This window comes from Baaleninema sp. (assembly GCF_049974805.1).
Taxonomy (GTDB): domain Bacteria; phylum Cyanobacteriota; class Cyanobacteriia; order Cyanobacteriales; family Geitlerinemataceae; genus Baaleninema.
The window spans coordinates 1-7,022 of sequence record NZ_JBNGCO010000166.1; the positions used below are offsets into that span (position 1 = coordinate 1).

Below are 7,022 nucleotides of genomic sequence, written 5' to 3' on the forward strand. Positions count from 1 at the left end.
TCACGCACGGTTTTGAAGACGAGTCAGGTGGGCGACTGCCCGGCTTAGTTTAATAAACGCGCAGCCAGAGAAAACAACAACTCCCCGTTCGCATCCGTAGCGAATAAGAGTTGACGGCGGACGACCCCATCACGATCGATCGGCACATCATTAAACCCGACGCGATCGAGCGGCACCGATTCCGGAGCGGGCGTCCCGCCGTTCTCAATAGCCGAGACACTGCGAATCACAACCAGATTGTCCGCCTCCAGCTCTTCCGTGAGAGCATCGGCGCCGTCTCCAACAGCAACATTGCGATAGAGATCTAAGCCGATGGCGCGGGGACTGTGAAGCTGCAAGCGATCGATCGCCCGAGCCAGAAGAGCGTCAGAGAGCGGCCACTGATATTCCGTAAAATCCGCTTCCGTCACAGCCACTACCGTCACTCGCCAGGGTTCAGAAAAATGGCTTCGCCGCCGCACCGCACCATCGAAAGCAGACAGTTCGCTTACCTCAAACATCCCCGAAGCTTGTCCCATACCGACCGACAGAACAACAACGAAATGAACCACTATCACCTTGGGGTCGAACGGACAGGAGGACGAATTAAACATCGCCCGTATCGGGATGTATCGAGTAATAGCAGACCGTAGAGTTCGAACCGTATCGCGCAACCTAGGCATCGAGCATCGCGTTCAACAAAAACATAACAACAAAACTCATAGAACTCCCCACCGAGAAGCGTCTCTGACAAACAGGCGCCGATGCTCTCTCCAAGCAACAAACCTCAATTGAATCTGCTCCCGGTGGCGATGTCCCCGAATTCGTTGTTACTGTACCACTGGTGTTTGGCGAAGGGTTAGAGAGGCCAACCCCTCGCGACCTAAAAGGAAAAATCGTCGCTTCCCAATTGCTCGAAGGATATGTTCTGCACGATCGCCAGTACCGTATCCGTATTGACGAGTTTGACGAGAGTATCGTTGCCGCTTGGTTGTAACACAATATCTTCCGCTTGAAAGTCCCCGAGAGAGAGATCGATTTTGTCTTCCCCAGACGTAAAATCGCCAATCGTATCGATCGATCCGTCGTTGACAATAACAAATCGATCGTTGTCGTCGCCCCCCACAAGAACATCATTACCAAGATCGCCCTTGAGCCAGTCGTCGCCGTCCGCCCCAAAAAGAATATCATCGTCTTGACCGCCCAAAAGGGAATCATCACCTCGGGAACCATCGAGGATATCATTACCTTGATTGCCAAAAATTAAATCGTTGCCGTCGCCTCCCTGAACAGTATCGATACCCACCTCTCCCGCCATCACATCATCGCCGAAATTCCCCGTCAGAACATCGTTTTCCTTACCGCCGAGGATAGTATCAGCCCCTTCCCCGCCGTCCATACGATCGAACCCACCGTTACCGAACATCAAATCGTTGCCAATACCTCCTTGTAAAATATCGTCCCCCAACTCTCCCGCCATCGCGTCGTCTCCATCGCCCCCATCGAGAAAATCGTTTCCCGCCCCAGCAAACATCAAATCGTTGCCGATTTCCCCTTTCAGGAAGTCGTTGCCAGAATTGCCGAATAACTGATCGTCGCCCTCTGCACCGTAGAGGTTATCGTCTCCAGCCAAACCGGACATAATGTCATTAGCAGGTTTCCCTTGCAGCGTATTGGGAAACTCATCACCAAACACCACATTTTCCCCCGTTTCGTTTTCCCCCTCGCGAGTATCCAGAGTGACATTGGGACTCGGCGGTTGAATTGGCGGAATCACCGTGACGCTGTCCCGATTTCCGTAGGGGTTGGGGTCGATGGGGTTTTCCGGTTGCGGAAGTTCCACCTCATCAGCCACCAGAACGCGAACACTGGCGGTGTCTCGGTTTCCGTCAGAATCTTCGATAGTGTACTCGAACAGGTCGAAGCCTTGAAAGTCGTCCGCTGGCGTGAATACCAGAAGATCGCCCTCTAGTTCGATCGAACCGCCGTTAATGCCCTTACTATCGAAACCGACGATCGACACCGGACCGAAGAGTCGATCGTTATCCAGCACATCGATATCGATAGCACGGTTAGTTTTCGTGCGGGGGTCGTCATCGATAGCATCAGCCGGGTTGATGACCACCGTAGCCGTAGCAGTTCCGCCGAACTTGTCTTCGATAGTGTACTCGAAGCGATCGGGTCCGTTGTATCCTTCCGGCGGCGTGTAGCGAATCTTATCATCACTGGGATCCGCAGTATTGTTGGTCACGATGCTGGCGCTGCCGCCGTTTTTCGCCGTTCCCTCAACACTTTCAATACGAATAAAATCGCTGGGTTCCGGTTCTTCTTCGGGGTCTTCAACCGGGTCTTCTTCCTCACCGAGGTCAGCATTAGCGTCCGGTTCACTGTCGTTGGCGAGGACATCGACCACGACAGACTGTCCCTCGCCTTCGGTAAAGGCTATGTCGTCTTCGGCGATGGGGGGCGTATTGACGGTGACGGTGACGGTGGCGGTATCGCTACTAGCGGCGTCGGTGATTCGGTAAGTAAAAGTATCGTCGCCGAGGAAATTCGGCGGGGCGCTGTAAACGAGCTGGTCTCCGTCTCGGCTGATGCTTCCGCCGTTAGCGGAACTGCTGTCAAAAGAGAAGAGGATGAAATCGTCGCCGTCTGGGTCGATGTCGTTAGCCAAAACGTCGATAGAGACAGATTGACCAAACAAGGCTTCAGCTTGGTCGTCGAGGGCGTTGAGACTGTCGTTTTGTCCCGTAACGGTGATGGTAACGGTTCCGGTGGCGGAGGCGTCGTCGTCATCTTTGACGGTGTAGCTAAAGCTGTCGGTGGTGCTTTGACCGGAGGCTAGGGCTTGCAGTTCTTCGGCGTTCGTCGGATCGTAGCTGTAGTTCCCGTTGGAGTCGATGGTGACTTTAGCGCCTTTGCTGGTTTCCAAGTCTGTTTCGACTTCAAAGGTGAGTACGCTGCTGAGATCGTCGATATCGGAGACGGCTGAGGCCAGGGAACCGTTTATCGTCGTATCTTCATCGGTGGTTTCCGTTACGTCGTTAGCCTCGGGTCGATCGTTGACTGGATTAACGATAACGGTAAAGGTATTGCTATCATCACTGTTGAAATCGTTATCCAAAGCTCGAACCTTCAGATTTGCCGTACCCGAAGCATCGGCTGCGTAATCTAAAGTTAACTGACCTCCGCTGACAGACGTGCTAACGAGCGAAGAATTATCATTCTGAACAGCATATATCAGCGTATCTGCCGCTTGATCGAGATCGTTGAAAAATGCCGTCAGATCGATGTTGGTATTAGAAGCATCTTCATCTACCGTGACATCGCTAATCGTCCCCGAAAAGGCAGGCGGACCGAAGACATGAGAATACTTTTCTCGAGTTTGTCTGTCAAAGACGATCGATCGATCGCGACGGCCTGAAGTCCGCACCTCAAGTTCCCAATTCCCGCCGATCGCACTGCATCCGGTGAGGCTGGTAGAAGCGGCGATGTCAGCGAGTGTGAGGCGATGGAGGGTTTCGACGAATTCCGCTCCTGCATCTCCAGCCGCCACTTGGCAACCGTAGAGGGAAATAGAAAAATCAGGGCGTCTTCGTCCGTCGTCGGTTTCGCCCCACCGTCTGAGACGATCGCGATATTTCGAGAAGCTGTCGAGATTGAGTTGGGCGTTCCCCAGGAACAGACAGCCCGGTTTGCCGTGAGAGACAACGTGCAGTTGGGTAACCTGGGGACGTTTTGCTAAAACCTCTTCGATATAGGCGATTCCGTCGCGATCGCGCGGTAAGACCACCGCCTCGGCTTGGGGAACTAGACCGTTGAGGAGTCGATCGATCTCAGAAACCCCTGCATCGATAACCACTATAAGGGGACGGCGGGCAGATGGGGAAGACTGAAGCATGGGAACTTTGGGGGTGAAACGATGGCAAAACGTGAAAGAGATGCGTGAGGCAGCCATGCCAAACGGATTTGACTTCAGCAAAGTTTTTAGCCCGCACCACACACTCTACCGTTTCGGTTGGGTCGATTTTGCACTTGTTACCTCTCTACTTTAGAGAATTTCGATCGGCTTCGGTTGTTCCCGAAACCCCCGTGAAGAATTATGTCGAAGCTGGCGAGGGGAGTTGGAGAAACCCGGTAGTTTTGCCATTGCGAAAAACCCGGTATCGCCACCACGATACCGGGTTTCTGTTCGAGCCAATTGTCGAGACGTTGCTCGAGTTCGGTGAGACTTCGAGCCGAAACTTCTCGAAACTTAGCGCAATTCGTCGAGTTGCTCTCGCACCTCTTCAGCTAAGTCGCTGTTTCCCTGCTCTTCGTACAGTTGCAAAGCCGTTTCCAACTCGGCGATCGCTTCGTCGGTGCGTCCTCGATCTTGTAGGGTCAAACCGAGAAGCTGGTGTGCTTCGGCTAAGTCTTCGTCTACTTCCACGGCTTGACGGAAGGCGATAATGGCGTTGAGTCCGTCGTCTCGTTCGAGATAGAGTTTTCCGAGTTCGAGATGGATGTCAGCTCGTTCGTCGTACAGAGCGGAAGCTCGTCGGTATAGGTCGAAGGCGCGATCGCGATCGCCCCGTTCGAGTAACAGTCGCCCCACTTCAAACAGCAGTTCGCCGTTGCGCGGTTCGAGTTCGATAGCGCGATCGAACGCTGCGATCGCTTCCTCGACGCGATTGGTGTTCAGTAACGCCACACCGAGATTCACCTGAATGCGTCCTTCGTTGGGGGCGATGTTGGCCGCTTTTTGCAACGCCGAAATCGCCTCATCGTACTGTTCGAGGTTTAACAAGGTCGAACCGATGGATTCGTGAACTCGCCAGTTGTCGTCAGTGAGGGCGGCCGCTTGGCGGTATGCTTCTAAAGCCCCTTCGTAGTTCCCTTGACGATACCGCACGACCCCGAGTCCGAAAAACGCATTGGCGTTGCGATCGTTGAGTTCGGCGGCGATTTCGTATTCCGCCTCGGCTTCGGCGTCGTTTCCCGCACTGGCTAAGGCATAAGCCAAAGCGTAGTGGAATTCAGCCACGTTCGGTTCTAAGTCGAGGGCTTGTCGGTAAGCTTCCGCCGCCGCCTCGAAATTCCCCTGTTGGGCTTCTAAGTAGCCGATGGCGGAAAAAATCCGAGGGTTCTCCTCGTCTAAATTCGCCGCTTGGCGATAGCGGGCTAAGGCTTCGCCGAACTCTCCCGTTTCCACGAGATCGCGACCTTCTGAAAGCAGTTGGTTCACGTCTTCGGAGGATTCGGCGTTCTCGGCTTGTTGGGTATCGGCTTGTTTGGACGCCACCAGTGGGAAATCCACTTTCGCGAGGTTTCCCTCGGTCTCGAGAAGGGGACGACCGTAAGCCGGAACGCCGAGTTCGGCTGCACTGGCGATGAGAACGACAGCCGCGATGGATAGAGACTTGTGCAGTGAGAACATACGTGACTTGACTTCAAAAGAGGAAACGAACGCTGAAAGGCGCGACGGGACGTCAGTATCGATCGATTCTCGTGGAGAGCGATCGCCACTCGATCCCCGCCCTGAGACATTCAATGTTATACCTCAAGGAGAGATCGGGTTACGGACGATTTGCTGAAATTCTCCCTCGCCACTCTAAATTCACGGTTCGATTTGCGCTCCCATCCGCTGTTCGAGTCGATCGATTAAGGTATCGATGTCGGCGTCCGTCTCCTCGAAACATTCCGGCGGCGTCGGCTGCGGTTGGTATTGCACCGCTTGAATTTGGCCGTTTCCAATGGCGATGAGAAGCACTTCGATTTCGGGATTGTGATTGTCCACGACTCCCATCATCTCCCGCAGGCGGTTATCGACTTTTTGGTTGAGGGTTGCTAAAGCCTCCCGAGTGCAGGTGATGAAATGGGGTTTCGGGGCGATGTCGATGCCTAAATATTCGTGACTGTCGGGGTTGCGTTGGTGCAAATCCCAGGCTAAGGCGGCGATTTCGATCGTGTTGGCTTTGACGAAGCGATCGAGTTGCTCTCGCCATTTGCGATCTTCAGTGTTCTGGGGGGGGGTTCCCGGTCTCATAACAGTTGGCTTTCGTGTGTTCTACTCGGATTCAGGACGATTCGTGAATGGCTGCGATCGAACCGTCAAACTGTTCGATTTTCCCATCATCTCATTTTGTTAACGTCCGTTGCACCCGGCTCGCTGGGCAGTCCAATGGCGATCGGAGGTCATTTTAACGGAAACCTCGTTCAATCCCGCTTTTTTCAATAATTCGATGACTTCTTCGACGGTAAACGCCGCGCAGAGGGAATCCCGAAACAGTTGGGTTTGATGCGCGTCGTAGTCCGAACCGATACCCGCTACGAGGCGATCGACTGTGGCTTCGTCTTCGGGACGATATAAATCTCGCACAAACAGTCCGCCGTTGGGTTTGAGAACTCGGGCGATTTCTCGAAAGCTGGGAACGGGGTCGCTGAGGTGGTGAACGATGCTGTTGGAGACGACGAAATCGAAGCTGTTCTCGTCGTAAGGCAGTTGTTTGGCATCGACGTATTCTAAGCGGATTCGATCGCTCAATCCAGCATTTTTGACGTGCTGCTGACCCAGTTTCAACATATTCTTGGATAAGTCGATACCGACAATTTTCCACTGGGGGTTTCGCTGCGCCATCAATATCGGAATTCTCGCGGTTCCTGTTCCTAAATCGAGAACGAGTCCGGATTCGGGACCGATGGCGATCGCCTCTTCGACAAAGGCCGTATTGACTTCGGTAAAATCCATCGCGTCGTAAGCGACGGATTCTTCCCAGGTATCCATGACTTCGGGTTCTAGAATTCGTTTCATCGTTTTTTTCGCTACTCTAAATATAGAAAAAAAGAGAATCTAAAAGAACTATTATTATAACATAAAAATACCAAATAATATCGTTTTTTATGAATTTATAAAATCTATAAATTTTCGATTAAAACATATAAAAACAAACAAAATACCTCAATTTTAATATTTCAAAAAATACAAATATACCGAATCCAAGAGAATCTATAGCAATCCTAAGTCAATTGTGGCAATTCATAGAAGTGAAACTCAAGATCGA

At 52.4% G+C, this 7,022-nt stretch carries 5 protein-coding genes; all 5 read right to left on the reverse strand.

Annotated elements, in window-relative coordinates:
• Window positions 1-44: 44 nt before the first annotated feature.
• The 5 genes from ACP5D4_RS20285 to ACP5D4_RS20305 all read right to left on the reverse strand — a co-directional run bounded on the left by ACP5D4_RS20285 (window position 45) and on the right by ACP5D4_RS20305 (window position 6,772).
• Entirely contained in the window at window positions 45-551 is a 507-nt protein-coding gene (locus ACP5D4_RS20285) for a CHASE2 domain-containing protein (RefSeq protein ID WP_428013428.1), read from the reverse strand.
• A 311-nt stretch (window positions 552-862) separates the two neighbouring features.
• The gene (locus ACP5D4_RS20290) at window positions 863-3,880 is read right to left on the reverse strand and encodes an Ig-like domain-containing protein (RefSeq protein WP_428013429.1); all 3,018 of its coding nucleotides are present in this window, start codon (window positions 3,878-3,880) and stop codon (window positions 863-865) included.
• Between the two features lie 354 nt (window positions 3,881-4,234).
• Window positions 4,235-5,398: a tetratricopeptide repeat protein gene (locus ACP5D4_RS20295; RefSeq protein ID WP_428013430.1), complete on the reverse strand. Its 1,164-nt coding sequence runs from the start codon at window positions 5,396-5,398 to the stop codon at window positions 4,235-4,237.
• 180 nt (window positions 5,399-5,578) lie between these two features.
• The gene (gene ccmS / locus ACP5D4_RS20300; protein WP_428013431.1) at window positions 5,579-6,007 is read right to left on the reverse strand and encodes a beta-carboxysome assembly chaperone CcmS; all 429 of its coding nucleotides are present in this window, start codon (window positions 6,005-6,007) and stop codon (window positions 5,579-5,581) included.
• 99 nt (window positions 6,008-6,106) lie between these two features.
• Window positions 6,107-6,772, reverse strand: a complete 666-nt coding sequence (locus tag ACP5D4_RS20305; RefSeq protein WP_428013432.1) for a class I SAM-dependent methyltransferase — start codon at window positions 6,770-6,772, stop codon at window positions 6,107-6,109.
• Between the last annotated feature and the right edge of the window lie 250 nt (window positions 6,773-7,022).